At 66.2% G+C, this 16,513-nt stretch carries 16 protein-coding genes; 8 read left to right on the forward strand and 8 right to left on the reverse strand.

The features are described 5' to 3' along the window. Positions 1 to 41: 41 nt before the first annotated feature. Together ACVT6V_RS06130 and ACVT6V_RS06135 are read right to left on the reverse strand one after the other, a co-directional pair. The gene (locus ACVT6V_RS06130) at positions 42 to 1,040 is read right to left on the reverse strand and encodes a sugar phosphate isomerase/epimerase family protein (protein WP_489898914.1); all 999 of its coding nucleotides are present in this window, start codon (positions 1,038 to 1,040) and stop codon (positions 42 to 44) included. Positions 1,041 to 1,078: 38 nt separating this feature from the next. Then, positions 1,079 to 2,260: a Gfo/Idh/MocA family protein gene (locus ACVT6V_RS06135; RefSeq protein ID WP_489898915.1), complete on the reverse strand. Its 1,182-nt coding sequence runs from the start codon at positions 2,258 to 2,260 to the stop codon at positions 1,079 to 1,081. 180 nt (positions 2,261 to 2,440) lie between these two features. Between ACVT6V_RS06135 and ACVT6V_RS06140 the strand changes: the two genes are divergently transcribed. The 3 genes from ACVT6V_RS06140 (at position 2,441) to ACVT6V_RS06150 (ending at position 5,571) form a co-directional block, all read left to right on the forward strand. Beyond that, a complete protein-coding gene (locus ACVT6V_RS06140; protein WP_489900722.1) occupies positions 2,441 to 3,460 on the forward strand; it encodes a LacI family DNA-binding transcriptional regulator in 1,020 nt (339 codons plus the stop codon). 102 nt (positions 3,461 to 3,562) lie between these two features. Next, positions 3,563 to 4,165, forward strand: a complete 603-nt coding sequence (locus ACVT6V_RS06145; RefSeq protein ID WP_489898916.1) for a hypothetical protein — start codon at positions 3,563 to 3,565, stop codon at positions 4,163 to 4,165. A gap of 32 nt (positions 4,166 to 4,197) precedes the next feature. After that, positions 4,198 to 5,571 carry a linalool dehydratase/isomerase domain-containing protein gene (locus ACVT6V_RS06150; protein WP_489898917.1) on the forward strand — a complete coding sequence of 458 codons (1,374 nt, stop codon included), beginning with the start codon at positions 4,198 to 4,200 and terminating at the stop codon, positions 5,569 to 5,571. Positions 5,572 to 5,586: 15 nt separating this feature from the next. Here ACVT6V_RS06150 and ACVT6V_RS06155 read toward each other — a convergent pair whose 3' ends face one another. Both ACVT6V_RS06155 and ACVT6V_RS06160 read right to left on the reverse strand, forming a co-directional pair. Continuing rightward, positions 5,587 to 5,859: a hypothetical protein gene (locus tag ACVT6V_RS06155; protein ID WP_489898918.1), complete on the reverse strand. Its 273-nt coding sequence runs from the start codon at positions 5,857 to 5,859 to the stop codon at positions 5,587 to 5,589. Between the two features lie 166 nt (positions 5,860 to 6,025). Next, positions 6,026 to 6,784, reverse strand: a complete 759-nt coding sequence (locus tag ACVT6V_RS06160; RefSeq protein ID WP_489898919.1) for a helix-turn-helix domain-containing protein — start codon at positions 6,782 to 6,784, stop codon at positions 6,026 to 6,028. Positions 6,785 to 6,838: 54 nt separating this feature from the next. On the opposite strand from ACVT6V_RS06160, the gene ACVT6V_RS06165 reads away from it, so the two are divergent. Continuing rightward, the gene (locus ACVT6V_RS06165; RefSeq protein WP_489898920.1) at positions 6,839 to 7,210 is read left to right on the forward strand and encodes a VOC family protein; all 372 of its coding nucleotides are present in this window, start codon (positions 6,839 to 6,841) and stop codon (positions 7,208 to 7,210) included. A 414-nt stretch (positions 7,211 to 7,624) separates the two neighbouring features. Here the strand turns inward: ACVT6V_RS06165 and ACVT6V_RS06170 are convergent, their stop codons facing one another. Continuing rightward, on the reverse strand, positions 7,625 to 9,016 hold the full coding sequence (locus tag ACVT6V_RS06170) for an IS1380 family transposase (protein ID WP_489897037.1): 1,392 nt from the start codon (positions 9,014 to 9,016) through the stop codon (positions 7,625 to 7,627). A 157-nt stretch (positions 9,017 to 9,173) separates the two neighbouring features. Next, positions 9,174 to 9,617, reverse strand: a complete 444-nt coding sequence (locus ACVT6V_RS06175; protein WP_489898921.1) for a MarR family winged helix-turn-helix transcriptional regulator — start codon at positions 9,615 to 9,617, stop codon at positions 9,174 to 9,176. Between the two features lie 167 nt (positions 9,618 to 9,784). On the opposite strand from ACVT6V_RS06175, the gene ACVT6V_RS06180 reads away from it, so the two are divergent. Next, the gene (locus tag ACVT6V_RS06180) at positions 9,785 to 10,486 is read left to right on the forward strand and encodes a DsbA family oxidoreductase (RefSeq protein WP_489898922.1); all 702 of its coding nucleotides are present in this window, start codon (positions 9,785 to 9,787) and stop codon (positions 10,484 to 10,486) included. Between the two features lie 149 nt (positions 10,487 to 10,635). After that, the gene (locus ACVT6V_RS06185) at positions 10,636 to 12,663 is read left to right on the forward strand and encodes an OPT family oligopeptide transporter (protein WP_489898923.1); all 2,028 of its coding nucleotides are present in this window, start codon (positions 10,636 to 10,638) and stop codon (positions 12,661 to 12,663) included. Here the strand turns inward: ACVT6V_RS06185 and ACVT6V_RS06190 are convergent. After that, on the reverse strand, positions 12,660 to 14,096 hold the full coding sequence (locus ACVT6V_RS06190; RefSeq protein WP_489898924.1) for an aspartate aminotransferase family protein: 1,437 nt from the start codon (positions 14,094 to 14,096) through the stop codon (positions 12,660 to 12,662). The two genes, ACVT6V_RS06185 and ACVT6V_RS06190, sit on opposite strands and share 4 nt — an antisense overlap. Positions 14,097 to 14,202: 106 nt before the next feature. Here ACVT6V_RS06190 and ACVT6V_RS06195 point away from each other — a divergent pair, with 106 nt between their 5' ends. After that, positions 14,203 to 14,979 (forward strand): crotonase/enoyl-CoA hydratase family protein, encoded by a 777-nt coding sequence (locus ACVT6V_RS06195; RefSeq protein ID WP_489898925.1) that lies wholly within the window; start codon positions 14,203 to 14,205, stop codon positions 14,977 to 14,979. 78 nt (positions 14,980 to 15,057) lie between these two features. Here the strand turns inward: ACVT6V_RS06195 and ACVT6V_RS06200 are convergent, their stop codons facing one another. Continuing rightward, positions 15,058 to 15,924, reverse strand: coding sequence for a ribokinase (locus ACVT6V_RS06200; RefSeq protein WP_489898926.1), 867 nt, complete (start codon positions 15,922 to 15,924; stop codon positions 15,058 to 15,060). A 199-nt stretch (positions 15,925 to 16,123) separates the two neighbouring features. Between ACVT6V_RS06200 and ACVT6V_RS06205 the strand changes: the two genes are divergently transcribed. Beyond that, the gene (locus ACVT6V_RS06205; RefSeq protein WP_489898927.1) at positions 16,124 to 16,510 is read left to right on the forward strand and encodes a cupin domain-containing protein; all 387 of its coding nucleotides are present in this window, start codon (positions 16,124 to 16,126) and stop codon (positions 16,508 to 16,510) included. Positions 16,511 to 16,513: the final 3 nt, after the last annotated feature.

The following is a 16,513-nucleotide window of genomic DNA, read 5'->3' on the forward strand; positions in this document are numbered from 1 at the left end:
AGCGGCTGGTCTTCATCGTTGTCTCTTTCGGGTGCCCGGTCTCAGTGGACCAGGGTGGAATTGGCGGACTGCAGACTGTCGGCCGCGACCCGCAGCCCCTCGAGCGCGTCGAACTCGACGTCCTCGTGTTCGATGTTGACCCACATGTTCGGGTCGACCTTCTCCAGTGCTTGCAGGAACCGGCCCCAGAAGTCGACGTCGTGACCGCGTCCGACGGCGACGAAGTCCCACGCCGAATCCTCCGGCCACTTGTTGACGACGTGCTTGCCGCCCAGGCCGGTCGGGTTCTCCGACAACGGGATACGGGTGAAACGCTCGTCGAGGACGCCGTAGATCTTGCAGTTGTCGTTGATCCGGGTGTCCTTTGCCGCGGCGTGGAAGACCAGGGGCCCCAGCCATTCGATGGCGGCGACCGGGTCGATGCCCTGCCAGAACAGGTGCGACGGATCCATCTCGGCGCCCACGTTGGTGGCGCCGACCTTGTCGACCAATCGCTTGAGCGTGGGCGGGTTGAACACCAGGTTCTGCGGGTGCATCTCGATCGCGACCTTCACCCCGTGCTCCCGGGCCAGAGCGTCGATCTCCCGCCAGAACGGCACCGCGATCTCGTCCCACTGGTAGTCCAGCGAATCCAGGTACCCCGAATCCCAGGTGTTGACGTGCCAGGCGGGCCACTGACCGCCAGGATGTGCCTGCGGCAGGCCGGACATGGTGACAACACGGTCGACACCGAGCAGCCCGGCCACGCGGATCGCCTTGCGCAGGTCGTCGGCATCCTCGGGGCCGACCTCGGGGTCGGGATGCAGCGGGTTGCCGTTGCAGTTCAGGCCGGCGATCGAGACGCCGGTGCCGTCGAAGGTGGCCAGGTAGGCGGCCGCGGTGACCGCGCCGGACAACAGATCGTCGACCGGCAGGTGTGGGGTGGGCAGGAATCCGCCGGCATTGATCTCCGCACCGGTCAGGCCGAGGGAGCCGATGATCTCCAGGGCCTCACGCAGTGGCTTGTCGTGCAGGATCGCGGTGTAGACGCCGAGTTTCATTGTTCGTAGACCTTTCGAAGTGTGTGCTGGGAGGGTTTTCAGGAGATCTTCACGGTGGCGCCACCACCGAGGGCCGATTCGGTGATCGCCGCGACGGTGCGCATGCTGTGCACGCCGGTGGCGAAATCGGGGACCGGGGAGAGACCGCCGTCGATGCCGGCGACCTGGTCGAGGAAGGCGCGTGCCTGATAGGCGAAGAACTCCGCCTTGCCGTGGCCGACGCCGCCGGCATCCATGGGTAGACCGCTGCGGATGTAGGGGTGGTCGGGTCCGATGATGACGCGGCGCGGACCGGACAGCTCGGGGCGGTCGCCGACCACGGAGATCTCGTACTCGCTCGCGCGGAACAGCTGCCACGACGCAGACCCCTGTGAGCCGAAGAGTTCGAAACCGAGGCCGTCGGGCAGCGCGTGGGCGACGCGCGAGGCAGAGAAGGTGCCGACGGCGCCGTTGGCGAAGGTTGCCGTGAAGGTTGCGACGTCCTCGTTCTCGACGGGCGCCATCTCACCGGTGACCTCGGCCTTCGTGTGCCCGTACGTGGTGCCGACGGGAACGGGACGTTCGGTGATCACGGTGCCGAAGGTGGCCCCGCTGACCTCGGTGATCGGTCCGCACACGAACTCCGACAGATCGATCAGGTGACTGCCGACGTCGGCGAGAGCACCGGTGCCGGGTCCGCCGCGGTAACGCCAGGTGATCGGCGAGGTCGGGTCCAGCCCGTAGTCGCACCAGTAGTGGCCGTTGAAGTGCACGAGATCGCCGACGGTTCCGGTAGCCAGTTCACGGCGGATCTGTTCCACGGCGGGTGAGCGGCGGTAGGTGTAGCCGACGCCGGCGACGGTATCGGCTACCTCCGCGGCCGCGAGCATCGCCTCGGCGTCCGAGGCGGAGCCGGCCAGTGGCTTCTCGCACAGAACGTGTTTGCCTGCGGCAAGCAGTCCCTCGACCATCTCGCGGTGCAGGTGATTGGCGACGACGACGCTCACGACGTCGATGTCTGCTGCGCCGGCGATCGCCTTCCAGTCGTACTCGGCCCGCTCGTAGCCGTAGCGTTTGGCGGTGTCGTCGGCGACGGCCGGATTGGCGTCGGCGATGGCGACAAGTCGCACGTCGGGTCGGTCGGTGCCGAACAGGGTGCTCGCCATCCGGTAGCCCGCCGCGTGGGCGCGGCCTGCCATTCCGCCACCGATCACGGCGACTCCGATCGATTTCTGGGTCACTGGGTCGGCTCCTTCTGCTGTGCCGGCGATACCGGCGTGGTCGATGTCTCAACTTGTCCGGTCTACTAAACCGGTCTAGTTCAGCTACTATGAGCCGAGTCACAGGGGTCTGTCAAGCCCTCGCCGGATCGATCAGTGCACACGAGAGGAACGTTGGTGAACGCGTCGAGTCGACCGACCATGCAGGACGTCGCGGACAAGGTCGGCGTGTCCAAGGCCACCGTGTCGCTGGTGTTCCGCAAGGCCCCCGGCGTCGGAGACGCGACCCGGCACGCGGTGCTCCAGGCGGCCGAGGACCTCGGGTACCGGATGAACCGGGCCGCCGCCCTGATGACCGCCCGGCGAACGCATCTCATCGGCGTGGTCGCACAGATCCGCAACAGTTTTCACTCGGAGATCGTCGAAAGCATGGTCGCGGCAGCGGATATCGCGGGCTACGAGATCGTGCTGGGAGCGGTCACGCCCACCCATGATGAGGCCCGGGTCATCGAGACCCTGATCGACTTTCGTTGTGAAGGAATGCTTCTCATCGGACCTGAATTGGAGACCAAGGCGATCTCGCAGCTGGGCGAGCGGGTGCCCACGGTGGTCGTCGGGCGGCGTATCGGCGCGGCGTCGGTCGACGTCGTCCGCAGCAATGACGGCCGGGGGATCGGTGGGGTCGTCGACTACCTCGCGGGGCTCGGCCACCGGCGCGTCGTGCATGTCGCCGCCGGTCCGGGCGTGATCGCCGCGGACCGTCGCAACGGGTTTGTCCGCGCCATGGAGCGCAACGGCCTACAGGCCGATGGCGCTGTCGTCGACGGCGGCGATTTCACCGAGGAGGCCGGGATGCGGGCTGCCCGCTCCATCCTCGGCGGATCGTCGGCCGGCCCGACCGCGATCGTCTGCGCCAATGATCGCCAGGCCGTCGGTGTGCTCGACGTGTTGCGCCGGGCGGGCCTGGATGTGCCAGGCGAGGTGTCGGTGACCGGATACGACGACAGCGTGCTGGCGCGGATGAGCAATGTGGATCTGACGACGGTGAGTCAGCAGCCGAGGGCGCAGGCCTTCCAGGCGATCGACGATGTGGTGGGACGACTCGACGGCAATCGGACCGAACGCAGCGCATCCACGCTGATGCCGAAACTGGTGGTCAGGGCCACCACGGCCATGCCGCGCACCGATCGGGCCCTCGACGCGACGTCGGAGTCGCGATAGTTCCGATGCGGCGATCTCGCGATTCCGGCGGTGAGCTTGGGACGATAGTGTAAGTTTGTCTCAATCCCGAGACGGGGACGAGGAGGTCCCATGGTCTGTTGCGTGGTCGCGGCCTTGATGGTGCTGGTCATCCACCGATTGATGCCCTGGCGAGTCGGCTCCGACGACGGCGGATTCGCGCCGATGGCTGTGCGCCCGGCGCCCGTGGAGCGGCGACGTCATGTCGGCAGCGGACAGTCAGTTGCGTGGCTCACCCGGCGAGATGCGGCGCGCTCGTGGACGGCACGGTTCGCAACTCTTGCCATCGCCGCCTACCTCCTGGGCGCCGGAATCCTGGTGGTGAGCGACGCTGCCGCGGACACCGGAGCCGCGGGTTTCTGGGTGCTGCGCTCCGCCGTGCTCGCCGTGCTGGCGTTGCTCCTGTTGCGCGTCTCGATCCGCGTCCGGCGTAGCGGTTGTGACCCGTCGACGAGGCGTGAGATCGCTGGGTATGCCTGCCTCGCAGCCGGCGTCACGTTTCTTGCGCTGATGATCATCGACATGCACGTCGTGCACCTCTATCACGTCCACATCGCATCACTGCACACGGCGATGCAGGGACTACCGCTCGTCGCTGTCTTCACCGGCATGCTTCTCGTCGCACGGCCCAGACTGCCCGCCACGCCGATCCCGCGCACTCGCGGAGGCGCGCCGAACTTAGGATGACCTTGTCCGACAGAACTTCTCCCAGTATCGCCGTGATCGAATCGAGCGTCGACGACCTCGCCTCGCAGCGGTATCTGCTCGATCTCGCCTTGCAGCCGATCGACCGTTTCGACGGATTCACCCGGCTCGAGCAGATCGGCGGCAGCGCGCTGCGGTATCAGCTGAACTACGTCGGCTATGCCCTGTCGATGGCGCAATACACGCGCACGCCGGCGTTCACCGGGTATCTCGCCGAGGCACAGGCAAACATGATCCACAAGATGTGCGACAAGCGCGTCTGGGGGTATTGGGCGGCAGAGCGACTCGCCGGCTATCTGCGCTGGAATCCGGACCCGATGGTGTTCGCCAACGTCATGTACACCGGGTTCTTCGCCGCGATGCTTTCCTTCTACGAGACCATGAACGACGACCGCGGGTTCGACGACGACGGCGCTCTGCCGTTGGTGTGGAGTCGGAACACCACGTACGACTACGGTTTCGGCTCCGTCGCCGCCGCCATCGAGCGGAACATGCGCGCAAGCAAGCACACGCTGTATCCGTGTGAGCCGCACCTGGTCTATCCGATGTGCAACACCATCGCGGTCACCGGGCTGGCCGGCTACGACCGGCTGCACGGCACGGATCTGACGGGTGATCTGGTCGACCGGATCCGTGACTCCTTTCACCGCAACGGCTATCTGTTGCCCAGCGGGCGCTTCCGCTTCGGTCTGGGCCCGGCCGGACTCAAATTGCCTCCGACGCTCTCCAACGACGCGGTCATGACCTACTGGCTCAATTGCGTGATGCCCGACCTCGCCCACGAAACCTGGGAGACGCTGCGGGAACGTCGTGTCTGGGTGCGCAACGGCCGGGCGCACCTGGTCACGGCACCGATCGACAATCTCGATGTCGGGTCCTATCGCATGGGGGACGCGTGGGCCTGGGTCAACGTGGCATGCGCGGCACGTGAGATGGGTGACACCGAGATCGCCGATGCCGTCTCGTCGAGCATCGACGACCGATTCGACTCCGAGTACAGCGACAGCGGCGCCCGGAAGCTCTCTGGTGTATCCACCTGGGCCAATTGCGCTTTCGCCTTCTCTCGGTTCATCGCGGAGAACTCTCTGCGTGGCCTGGCCAACGGTGACCTACCCGCCGAATGGCGGAGCGGACCGATCCTGTCCGAGGCGCCGTATCCGGATGTACTCGTCGCGAAGGCCGTCACGGACGGACGAGCGTTGGACCTTGTTCTCCGGCCGGGCAATGGGGGTCGGCACACCGCTGTGCGGATCTCGCGACTGATACCGGGCGGCCGGTATCGAGTGATCGGCGCGGACGGTGCCGAGGTCGTCGCGGACGCAGCCGGAGAGGTTCTTCTCGGGGTCACCGTGACCGGTCGGCACGAGGTCCGTATCGAACCCGAATGACGGGGCGAGCGCGCCTCACCCGGTGCACAACTCGCGTGTGTCGATGGGGATCAGCGGTTGTGGATCGATCGCCTGATGTGGGTACCCTCCGGCGGCCTCGAGTGCGTGAAGCACGCGCACCAGGAGGGCGGTCGGTGCTCCGACAAGTCCGTCGTTGCAGCGGGTTTCGGTTGTGCGCGTGTGGGCCACCTCGGTGATGGGCAGGTGTCCGCCCGCGGGCACATCGGAGGTGCTCCAGGGAGAGCATGCCGCGACGCCGAGTGTGACCACTCCGGCCGTCGCCACCATTCGCCAACCTGCCGCGGAGTGCGATCTTCCTGGTGCCCAGCACACTCCGTTCGCGTGTGAGGTCGAGAGGATGTTCATGAGAAAACGCTAGTTCCGAAATGCCGGCCGGCCATGCGTAGTGGGCTACCCCAAAATCTCGCGGTGTGTCGCGATTACTCAGGCGCCCTCAGCTGCGGGGCTGTCCCGACGAGATGTACCTGCGCGGACTGGCGCCCATCTCCTGGGCGAAGGCGGCGACGTAGCCGGACGGCGTCGAGTAGCCGCAGTCCACCGCGGCTCGGGTGACCGAACCGAAATCGTTCAGGACCGTCAATGACGCGAGAATCCGGGCGCGGCGGCGCCAGGCCCCGACGCTGATGGCGGTCTCGGAGCGCATCATCCGCTCGAGCGTGCGGCGAGACACGCCGACGCGGTGAGCGAGTTCGTCGGTGGTGGCAGCGGGGTCGGCGAGCGCGGCGTCGGCGAATGCGCGTGCGGGATTACGCGTCGGGATCGGCAGCGCGAGGTCGGCGGATTCCCACTGCGCCACCTGGTCGAGCAGCACGGTGGCGAGCGCGGCGTCGACGGGCCTCGTCGAATAGAGCGGAGCGACCCGGACGATGTGATGCAGTAGCGCCCGACCGAAGGCGGGCACGTGCATCGTCCGCGCCCGGTCGTTGCCGGGCATCTGCCGCTCGTCGACGTACAACGCCCGAACGGCGACATGGCGGTGGTTGTCGATGACCGCCTGCCGGCCCGACGGAATCCAGATCACCTTGTCCGGTGGCACGGTCCACAGCACGTCCAGGGCACGGACCGTGAGAACGCCGCGGGCTGTGTAGAGCAGCTGGTGCCATCCGGGCTCCACCGGGATGCCGGCCCGGCCAGGCGGATGCGTGACCGCGTAGCCGCGAATCAGCGGTTCATCATGGCGTGAATTCGACATTTATCGTCAGAATATGCGCTGCGCGCCACCGGCCGTCGGCGCACTCTGAAATCCATGGACACCAATCTCTCGCATTTCGCGATCAACGCCGACGACGTCTCGACCAGCCGGTCCTTCTACGAATCGGTGTTCGGCTGGACGTTCACCGCGTGGGGGCCGCCGGGGTTCTACAAGGTGACCACCGGCTCCGGCGGCGTCGAGGGCGCACTGCAGCAGCGGCGCCAACTCGGCGGTGTGGCGGTCAACGGGATCGAGGCCACGTTCGCCGTTGATGATGTCGACCGGATTGCCGCGTCGGTGGAAGCCGCCGGCGGACAGATCGTGTTGCCTCGCCATACCATCGCGGGCGTGGGTCACGTTCTGTTCTTCTCCGACCCGGCGGGCAACATGATCGGAGCCATGCAGTACGACACGTCGGCTGAGTGACGTTTGGTGCCAGGCGAGACGATGTCATCGAGATCTGTTGATTCCAAGTCGAATCCGAGTCGACACTGGCGGTCGATTCTTGGTTGGTCTGGTGTCAGTTGAATCTCACACGCGGGCTCTGGTTGTGATGACGAGCTGATGGTGCAGTCCTGTCGGCGGCATTGCGCAAGAGCGCTCCTCAGGGACATGTTGGGGTACGCTCGCTACCCTCGAGACGCCCTTCGAGACGCCCTTCGTGACGCATCCTCGCAGGCTCGGAGGCTCCTCAGCCTCGATCTTTCATGTGGTGGTGGGTTGGGGGTTTCGGCGGCTGGGTGTGGGGTTGGTGTGGTGTGGGTGTGGGTGATCGCCGGCGCTGGTGTTCGCCGGTTCTTCGGGTCCTGGGTTGAGGGGCAGGGGCTGCTGTGTGGTGTGTCAGGCGGCGTGCAGGGCGGTGTAGCCCTGGTAGATGAGGTCGTTGTAGGGCCAGCCGCGGGGTAGTCGTAGCAGGTGGCGTCGGCCGGTGTGGATGGTGCGTCCGGCCACGGCGAGGATGCATAGGCGCATGCGTTTGGGTTCGAAGAGGCGCGCGGGGTGGTGTTCGGGCCAGCATAGGGTTTGGGTCCAGGCCAAGAGTTCGGCGGCCAGGCAGACGATTTCGAGCCAGATCTGGTTTTTGGTGAACTCGTGGAAGGGCAGGTTGGCCATGCCGGTGTCTTTGAGGTTGCGGATGCGGTCTTCGGCGCGGGCGCGTTGGCGGTGGCGTAGTTCCAGGACCGGCAGGGTCCAGCCGGTGCCGCGGGTGTTGGTGGCGAACGCAGTGTAGCGGCGGCCGTCGATGTCGGTCAGGCGTAGTTGGGCGCCGGGGTCGGGGTATTCGCGGCGCACGATGACGCGCATCCCGGCCGGCCAGGGGTCGGTGGGGTCGGCGGCGGGGACGATCAGGTCGGTGAGCTCGGCGACCTGGGCGCCGTTGCGGGGTTGTTCGTCACCGTTGAACGCATCGCGCCAGGCCTGCTCGGGCAGCGCGGCGATGGCGGTTTTGACGTTGTCGTAGAGGGTGAACCCGATCGAGTACGCGAGTTTCTCGGCGCGCAGGAACCTGAGGAATTTTTTGGAACAGCCGCCGGCGTCGGTGCGGAGCAGCACCTGGGGGCGTTCGGCGGCGGGCAGTTGGGCCAGCGCGGCGGTCGTGGTGTTGATGTGCAGGTCGGCGCCTTGTGGGGAGGCGCCGCCGCGGCGTAGATCGATGATCAGTGGTTCGCCGGTGCCGTACTGGCCGTGATCGACGAACGCGCACATCGGGGAATGCCCGAACTGGCGTTTGTAGGTCAGTTGGGCGTGTTCTTTGAGTGAATGCGCACCGATGGTGGTGGCGTCGAGATCGACGATCACCTGCCCCCCATCGCGGGTGCCGGGTGTTCCGGCCAGCGGGCGCGCCCGCGTCCATACCCGGGTGCGGGCCGCGGCACGCGCGGCGCGGATCGCCGGTAGCGCCGTGCTCAGGTCGTCGGCCAACACGCTGATCAGCCGGGAGAACGTCGCATCCGAGGCCACCGGCCCGAACAGGTCGGGTTGGGCTCGCACGATCGCCACGTCGGCCGCGCAGTCACCGCCCAGAGCCAACGCGATCGCCAGATCCAGCAGCATCAGGCCCGGATCATGGGTGGCCCGCGGCGAGGTCCACGGCGCCAACGCCGCCGATAACGCCTCGTCCAGGCCCGCGACCTGCGCCGCGTCACGCAGCAGCAACGCCCCCGACGAACTCGTCAGCGACTCGCGGCGTTGATCATCGACAACCAGACGGGGATAGCGGTTATGCTTCACCTGCGAAGTGCCTTTCTGCCAGGAATTATTGTGTTGTGGAGATTCAATAATCCCTTGCCAGGTAGGCACTTTCGCATTTCCCACGCCGAACACCCCAAACAAACATGAAAGATCCAGGCTCAGGGACCGGGGGTACGCGGGCAGGCGCTTCCATTCTCTACGCGGTGGTCTCGGCGAGCCGCCGGAGGAGATCGGCGAGCCGACGGACCTCGTCCGGGTCCCAGCGGGAGAGTCGGTCACGCCAATCGGCCAGTGCGGTGGTGGTGACCTCGTCGAGGCGGCGGCGCCCGTCCTCGGTCAGCGCGACGAGCCGTGCGCGGGCGTCATCCGGGTCGGCATGACGTTCGACGAGCCCGAGGCGGACAACCGAATCGATCTGGCGGGTGAGTGTCGACTTCTCCAGCCCCAGTTCGACCAGCAGATCCGACATCGGCACGGCGTCGTGGCGGGAGAGCAGGACGAGCAACGCGTAGCAGGTGGGGTCGAGTCGGGGATGGATCATGCGTGAGCGCTCACGGATCTGGATCCGGGCGCGTCGCCAGATGTCGACGAGCTCGGCCTCCAGGTCGGTGATCGGATCCGGGCCCATCGTCGGCTGCATCCTTCCCACGCTCCGTGATCGGCGAAGTCGCCGACTGAACCCACCCAGGTTACCGAGGCGGATGGCCGCTCGGGGTCGGTGGCGAATGGTCGGTCGGAACATCTTCGACGTATGAGACGTTGACCCGGCTGGTCGGCGACCTCCGGAGCCGACGGAGAGGATCTGGGATGAGTGTCACCGTCGATATCTGGACCGATATCAATTGTCCGTTCTGCTACCTCGGCAAGAAGCGTTTCGAGATGGCGCTCGACGAGTTCGCGTACCGGGACGATGTGACGGTGGTGCATCGATCCTTCGAGCTCGATCCCCACGTGCCCGCGGACACGACCGGTTCGGTCGCCGAACACATCGCCGAGAAGTACGGAATCTCCGTAGACCAGGCGCAGGCGAACGAACGAGGTATCGCAGCGCAGGCTGCCGAGATCGGACTGGCATATCAGACCGAGGGCCGTGACTACGGCAACAGCTTCGACATGCATCGGCTACTGCATTTCGCTCTGTCCCGCGGCAAGCAGGAAGCCCTGATCGACGCGCTGTATGCCGGGAACTTCGCCGACGACGAACCCCTGTTCGGTGACCGCGACCGACTCGTCGAGGTGAGCGTGCGCGCCGGGCTCGACGAGGACGAAGTCCGAGCCGTCGTCGATGATCCGAATGCCTACGCCGACGCGGTTCGTCGTGACGAACAGCAGGCGGCGGCGCTCGGGGCGACCGGCGTGCCGTTCTTCGTCTTCGCAGGTAAGTACGCGGTCTCCGGTGCACAGCCCACCGAGACCTTCGCGCGGGCACTGCAACTCGCCTGGGGCGAGCAGGTCGTCCCGGTCGCCGCGGATTCGGCCGAGGTATGCGGGCCGGACGGCACGTGCTGATCGAGACCCCTGACTGAAACGGGCATTTCGGGCCCGTTGGGACACGATGTGATCCGCGGATGACGAATCCCTGCGGAACCGGTACCCCACTCCTACAGTTATGTGGAGTTGCCAACGCACCGGATTCGTTCGGGTAAGGGGTCGCCGTCATGTCCATGTCAGGCTCCACGATCAAGGGTTCCTCGTCCGCCGGACTCCGGGAACTCACCATCCGGGGAATCATCCTCGGTGGCCTGATCACGTTGGTGTTCACCGCCGCCAACGTCTACCTCGGCCTCAAGGTCGGACTCACGTTCGCCACCGCGATCCCCGCCGCGGTGATCTCGATGAGCCTGCTGCGGTATTTCGCCGACCACTCGGTCGTGGAGAACAACATCGTTCAGACGATCGCGTCGGCGGCCGGAACGCTGTCGGCGATCATCTTCGTGCTCCCGGGCCTCATCATGATCGGGTGGTGGACCGGATTCCCGTATTGGACGACGGTGGCGGTGTGCCTCATCGGCGGCATCCTCGGCGTGATGTACTCGATCCCGTTGCGCCGAGCCCTCGTCACCGGATCGGATCTGCCGTATCCGGAAGGCGCCGCGGCAGCAGAGGTTCTCAAGGTCGGCGACACCGCGCAGGGCGCCGAGGAGAACCGCCGCGGACTCCGCGTGATCATCGTGGGAAGTGTTGTCTCCGCAGTCTTCTCGATCCTCACCCAGACCAAACTCATCGCCGGGACGATCTCCGGGACGATCCGGGTCGGCTCGGGCGGAACGATGTTCGGTGCCGGACTCTTGTTCTCGCTGATCGGTGTCGGACACCTCGTCGGCATCACGGTCGGTATCTCGATGCTGATCGGCCTCGTCATCTCATACGGGATCCTGCTGCCGATCCGGACCTGGGGAGACGTACCGGCCACGGGTTCGATCGACGAGGTGGTCAGTGATGTCTTCACCAACGACGTGCGATTCATCGGCGCCGGTGCCATCGCGATCGCCGCGATCTGGACCCTGATCAAGATCATCGGACCGATCGTGCGCGGCATCAAGGACGCGCTCGTATCCGCACGGGCCCGGAAGGCGGGGTCGACCGTCGACCTCACCGAGCAGGACATCCCGATCACGATCGTCGCGGGAGTCGTACTCGCCTCGCTCATCCCGATCGGATTCATGTTGTGGGACTTCGCCTCGGGCACCGTCCTGCACGGCAGTGCCGCCGGGATCATCACCGTCAGTGTCGTCTTCGTCTTCGTGATCGGGCTCGTCGTCGCATCCGTCTGCGGCTACATGGCCGGCCTCATCGGCTCGTCCAACAGTCCGATCTCCGGTGTCGGGATCGTCGTCGTATTGGTGGCCGCCGTCCTCATCAAGATCACCTTCGGTTCTGCCGACGACTCCCAGTCGACGGCGTTGGTCGCCTACACGCTGTTCACCGCCGCCATCGTGTTCGGTGTCGCGACGATCTCCAACGACAACCTGCAGGATCTCAAGACCGGCCAATTGGTGGGAGCGACTCCCTGGAAGCAGCAGGTGGCGCTGGTCATCGGCGTCATCTTCGGCTCGGTCGTCATCCCGCCGGTGCTGCAGCTCATGCAGACCGCCTTCGGGTTCGTCGGCGCACCCGGCGCAGGCGAAGATGCGCTGCCCGCACCGCAGGCCGGCCTGATCTCGTCGCTGGCCGAAGGTGTCTTCGGCGGGGATCTGGACTGGGCGCTGATCGGCCTGGGCGTGCTGATCGGCGCCGTGGTGATCCTCGTCGACGAGGTGCTCGCCCGGACGAGTACCAAGTGGCGGGTGCCACCGCTGGCGGTCGGCATGGGCATGTACCTCCCGATGTCGGTGACCCTCATCATCCCGATCGGCGCATTCATCGGACGTGCGTACAACAAGTGGGCCGAGAAGACCGGCAAGGACGTGGAACGCAAGAAGCGGATGGGCGTGCTGCTGGCCACCGGCCTCATCGTCGGTGAGAGCCTCTGGAACGTGGTGTTCGCCGCGATCGTGGCGTCGACCGGCAACGACGGCGTGCTCAATCTGCCGTTCATCGGCGACGGCTGGGAGACGGGCTCCGAGATCCTCGGCGTTGTCCTCTTCGTCGCGGTGACCGCCTGGCTGTACCGCTGGACCCGGAAATGGGCGTCGAAGGAGACGACGACGGGCGGCGACCCCGTGCCCGAGCAGCCGCCGCGCTAACGCACGGTAGCGCCGAAACCTTCTGCGCCGAAACCCTCTGCGCCGAAACCCTCAGCGCCGAAACCTTTTGCGCCAAAACCTTTTGCGCCGAAACCTTTTGCGCCCAAACCTTTTGCGCCGAAACCCTCATCGCCCAAACCCTCAGCGGCCGAGCACTCCCCGATGGCCTGATCGAGCATCTCGAGACCCAGTCGCAACTCGTCGTCGGAAGCTGTGAGCGGCGGGGCGATACGGAAGATGCCGCCCATACCGGGCAGCTGTACGACGTTCATGTGCAGGCCCAGCTCGAAGCATCTCCGGGTCACCGCTGCACCGAGTTCATCTGCTCCGGCTTTGGTTTCGCGGTCCGTGACGAGTTCGATGCCCTGCATGAGACCTCGGCCGCGGACGTCGCCGACGACCTCGTGACGTCCGGCGATGTCGAGTAGACCGTCGCGCAGGACCGTGCCCGCCTGCCGCGCACGCTCGTCGAGCCGCTCCCGGATCAGGACGTCGAGCACGGTGTTGCCGACGGCCGCGACGAGCGGGTCGGAGACATGGGTCGTGAAGAAGAGGAAACCGCGGTCGTGGGCGGTCTGCTCGATCTCGGTCGACGTGATCGTTGCCGCCAGTGGCAGTCCGGCGCCCAATGTCTTCGACAGCGTCAGGATGTCGGGCACCACGCCGTCACGTTCGAAGGCGTACCAGGTGCCGGTCCGGCACAAGCCGGTCTGCGCCTCGTCGAGGATCAGCAGCATCTCGCGTTCGTCGCACTTGTCCCTCAGCGCGCGAAGGTACCCCGGCGGCGGTTCGATGACCCCTCCCGAGGACAGGATCGGTTCGACGATGCACGCCGCCAGCGAACCGACCGATTGGGCGTCGATCATCTCGAACCCGAAGTCCAGCTGGCGCCGCCAATCAAGGGTGCCGTCGGCGGTCACGAAGTCGGGGCGGTAGGCGTTGGGTGTCGGCAGCGCCAGGTTGCCGGCGGCCACCGGGCCGTAGCCTTTGCGACCCGAACTGTAGGTGGCGGCCGCCGCGGCGTGGGTCATCCCGTGCCACGACCGCGCAAAGGACACGATCTCGTGTTTGCCGGTGACGAGCTTGGCCATCCGGATCGCGGCCTCATTGGACTCGGCGCCCGTGGTGAGCAGCAGCACCTTGTCCAGCGGGTCGGGCAGCGAGTCGGCGAGGCGTCGGGCGAGTTCCACGACGGGCTCGGACAACATGCCGCTGAAGAGGTGGTCGAGGGTGCCGATCTGGCGCTGCACGGTGGCGACGATGTCGGGATGCGAGTGACCCAGGATCGCCGACATCTGGCCCGAGGTGAAGTCGAGCAGCGGCCGGCCCGACACCGTGTACACATAACTGCCGGCCGCACTCCCGATGAGCTCGGGGGAGAAGGTTCCGCCGTAGCGGATGAGGTGACGTTCCGGATCGTCGCTGCTCGTCATGGTCCCACGGTACGGGTGCTCGGGCGTCGGGCAACTCGGCGATCATCCGTCGCCGGGGTGGTCGTAGTGTGCAGGGGAGTCCATTCTTCGAGAAAGGCGAGAGCTCGTGAACGAACCCTTCGACATCAGCATCCACGAAGGCATCGCCGTGTGGACCCTCAATCTCCCGCAGGTCGGCAACGCGATCACCAATGCCGAGGTGATCGCGGCGTTCGAGGCTGCCGTCGACTCGGCGAACTCCGACGCCGATGTCCGCGTGGTGATCCTCACCGGTGCCGGACATATCTTCTCCGCCGGGGGCAATGTGCGCGAGATGGCCGACGAGGAGGGGCTCTTCGGGCTCGACGCCGTCGAACAGCGACACGGCTACGCCGATGGGATTCAACGGATTCCGCGGTCGATGCAGCGCTGCGAGGTGCCGGTGATCGCCGCGGTCAACGGTGCCGCCATCGGCGCCGGATGCGACCTCGCGATGATGTGCGACATTCGGATCGCCTCCGAAAAGGCCTTCTTCGCAGAGAGCTTCGTTCAACTCGGCCTGATCCCGGGCGACGGTGGGTCGTGGCTCCTGCAGCGCGCGATCGGCTATGAGCGGGCGGCGGAGATGACCTTCACCGGCGATCGGGTGGACGCCGCGACAGCGCGTGAGTGGGGACTGGTCAGTCGCGTGGTGCCCGAGGGCGAACTCATCGACGAGGCCATGGCCCTCGCCGCGCGGATCGCCAAGAATCCGCCGCATGCGCTGCGGATGGCCAAGCGACTGCTCACCGAGTCACGGACCAGTTCCCTCGACTCGGCCCTCAGTCTGGCCGCAGCGATGCAGCCGCTCGCCCATCAGACCAGCGATCACAAGGAGCGGGTGGCGCGCTGGGCCAAACGGTGACGGCGGCGTGGCCGGTCGAGGAATTCCGGGCTGAGGCCGATCGTCATCCGGTCTTCGAACCGGTGTCGACCGGCTGACCTATTGCCCGCGTGGCCGCGAGACGAAATCTGTTGCAGCCCCGGCAGATTGTCCGGCAGCGTCGAAGAAGTCCACACCGCGCGCCAGATGTCCGGCCAGCGACCCGGCGAACAGATCCCCGGCGCCGGTGGTGTCGACGGCGTCGACACGGGCGACGTCGATGCGGCGCATGGCGTCGTGCGTGGCCGCCACAACACCGTCGGCACCGAGGGTGATCACGATCGAACGTGACACGGCGAGCAGTCGACGTGCCAGATCCATCGGGTCATCGTCGGGGCTCGCCTGCGCATAGAACGCGGCCTCACCCTCGTTGACCACCAGCGGATCGGCGGTCGCGAGCACCCGGTCATCGAGTTCGGTGACCGGACTCGGGTTGAGCAGCAGGCGTTTCCCGTTGCCGGCGCACCACTCGGCGACCGCCACGGTGACCTCGGGTGGAGATTCCAGCTGCGTCAGGACGATCGACGGCTGGAGCGAGTCGAGTCCTCGGAGGGTGTCCGCGCCGGTCAGCAGCGCGTTGGCTCCCGACAGCACGACGATCCGATTGTCGCCCGCGTCGTCGACCTCAATGATCGCCTGGCCGCTGCGCCCTTCGGCGCGGAGGACATACGAGGTGTCGACGCCTCCGGTTCGCTGGTTCTCGACGAGCCGCGTGCCGGCGTCGTCGCGGCCGGCGGCAGCGATGAGGGCGGTTCGTGTGACCGTCGCAGAGGCGAGCGCCTGGTTACCACCCTTGCCGCCGGGCCGCTCCGACATCGACCGTCCCATGACGGTTTCGCCGACGTCGGGCATTCGCTCGACACCGACGATCACATCCATGTTCAGCGTGCCGACGACAGCGACGTGAACGGGTTCCGACGCGTCCATGTGAGAAGGGTATCCACCGTGCCGGTGGCTCCGGGGCGACCGAGCATGCCGCGTCTACCTGCAGTGAACCATGTTTTACATCAATAAACGGTCGCGTCACACCGCCGTAACACCTGACCCGTTTCATGAGATCGAACAGAGTCCACTGATGTTACTCAGTGAATCTGTGGTTCACGACCAACGATCCGGAGGACCCAACATGACCGTCGAGAGCACCGACACCGCCACCCCGTTCCTGGTGACCAGCGGGGCTTGGGAGAACCTGCCCAAAATGCCCGAGTCAGAGTACCCCGGGACCGAGGGCTTCATCGGGGACGTCTACGAGAACCCGCAGAACAGTGTGATGTGCTCCGGCTACTTCGAGCTGCGCCACACCGACGAGCCGCTGTACTACGAGTACGAGTACGACGAGATGAAGGTCGTCCTCGAGGGCGAGTTCTTGCTGGAGAACAAGGAGACCGGCCAGAAGCAGGTCGCCAAGGCCAAGGACGCCATCTTCTTCCCCAAGGGCTCGAAGATCTACTTCAGCACCCCGAGCTACGCGCTGGCCTTCTACGCCGGACACCGCGACGCCGACCTGCTCTGAAGC

The organism is Gordonia sp. LMA167, assembly GCF_058130025.1.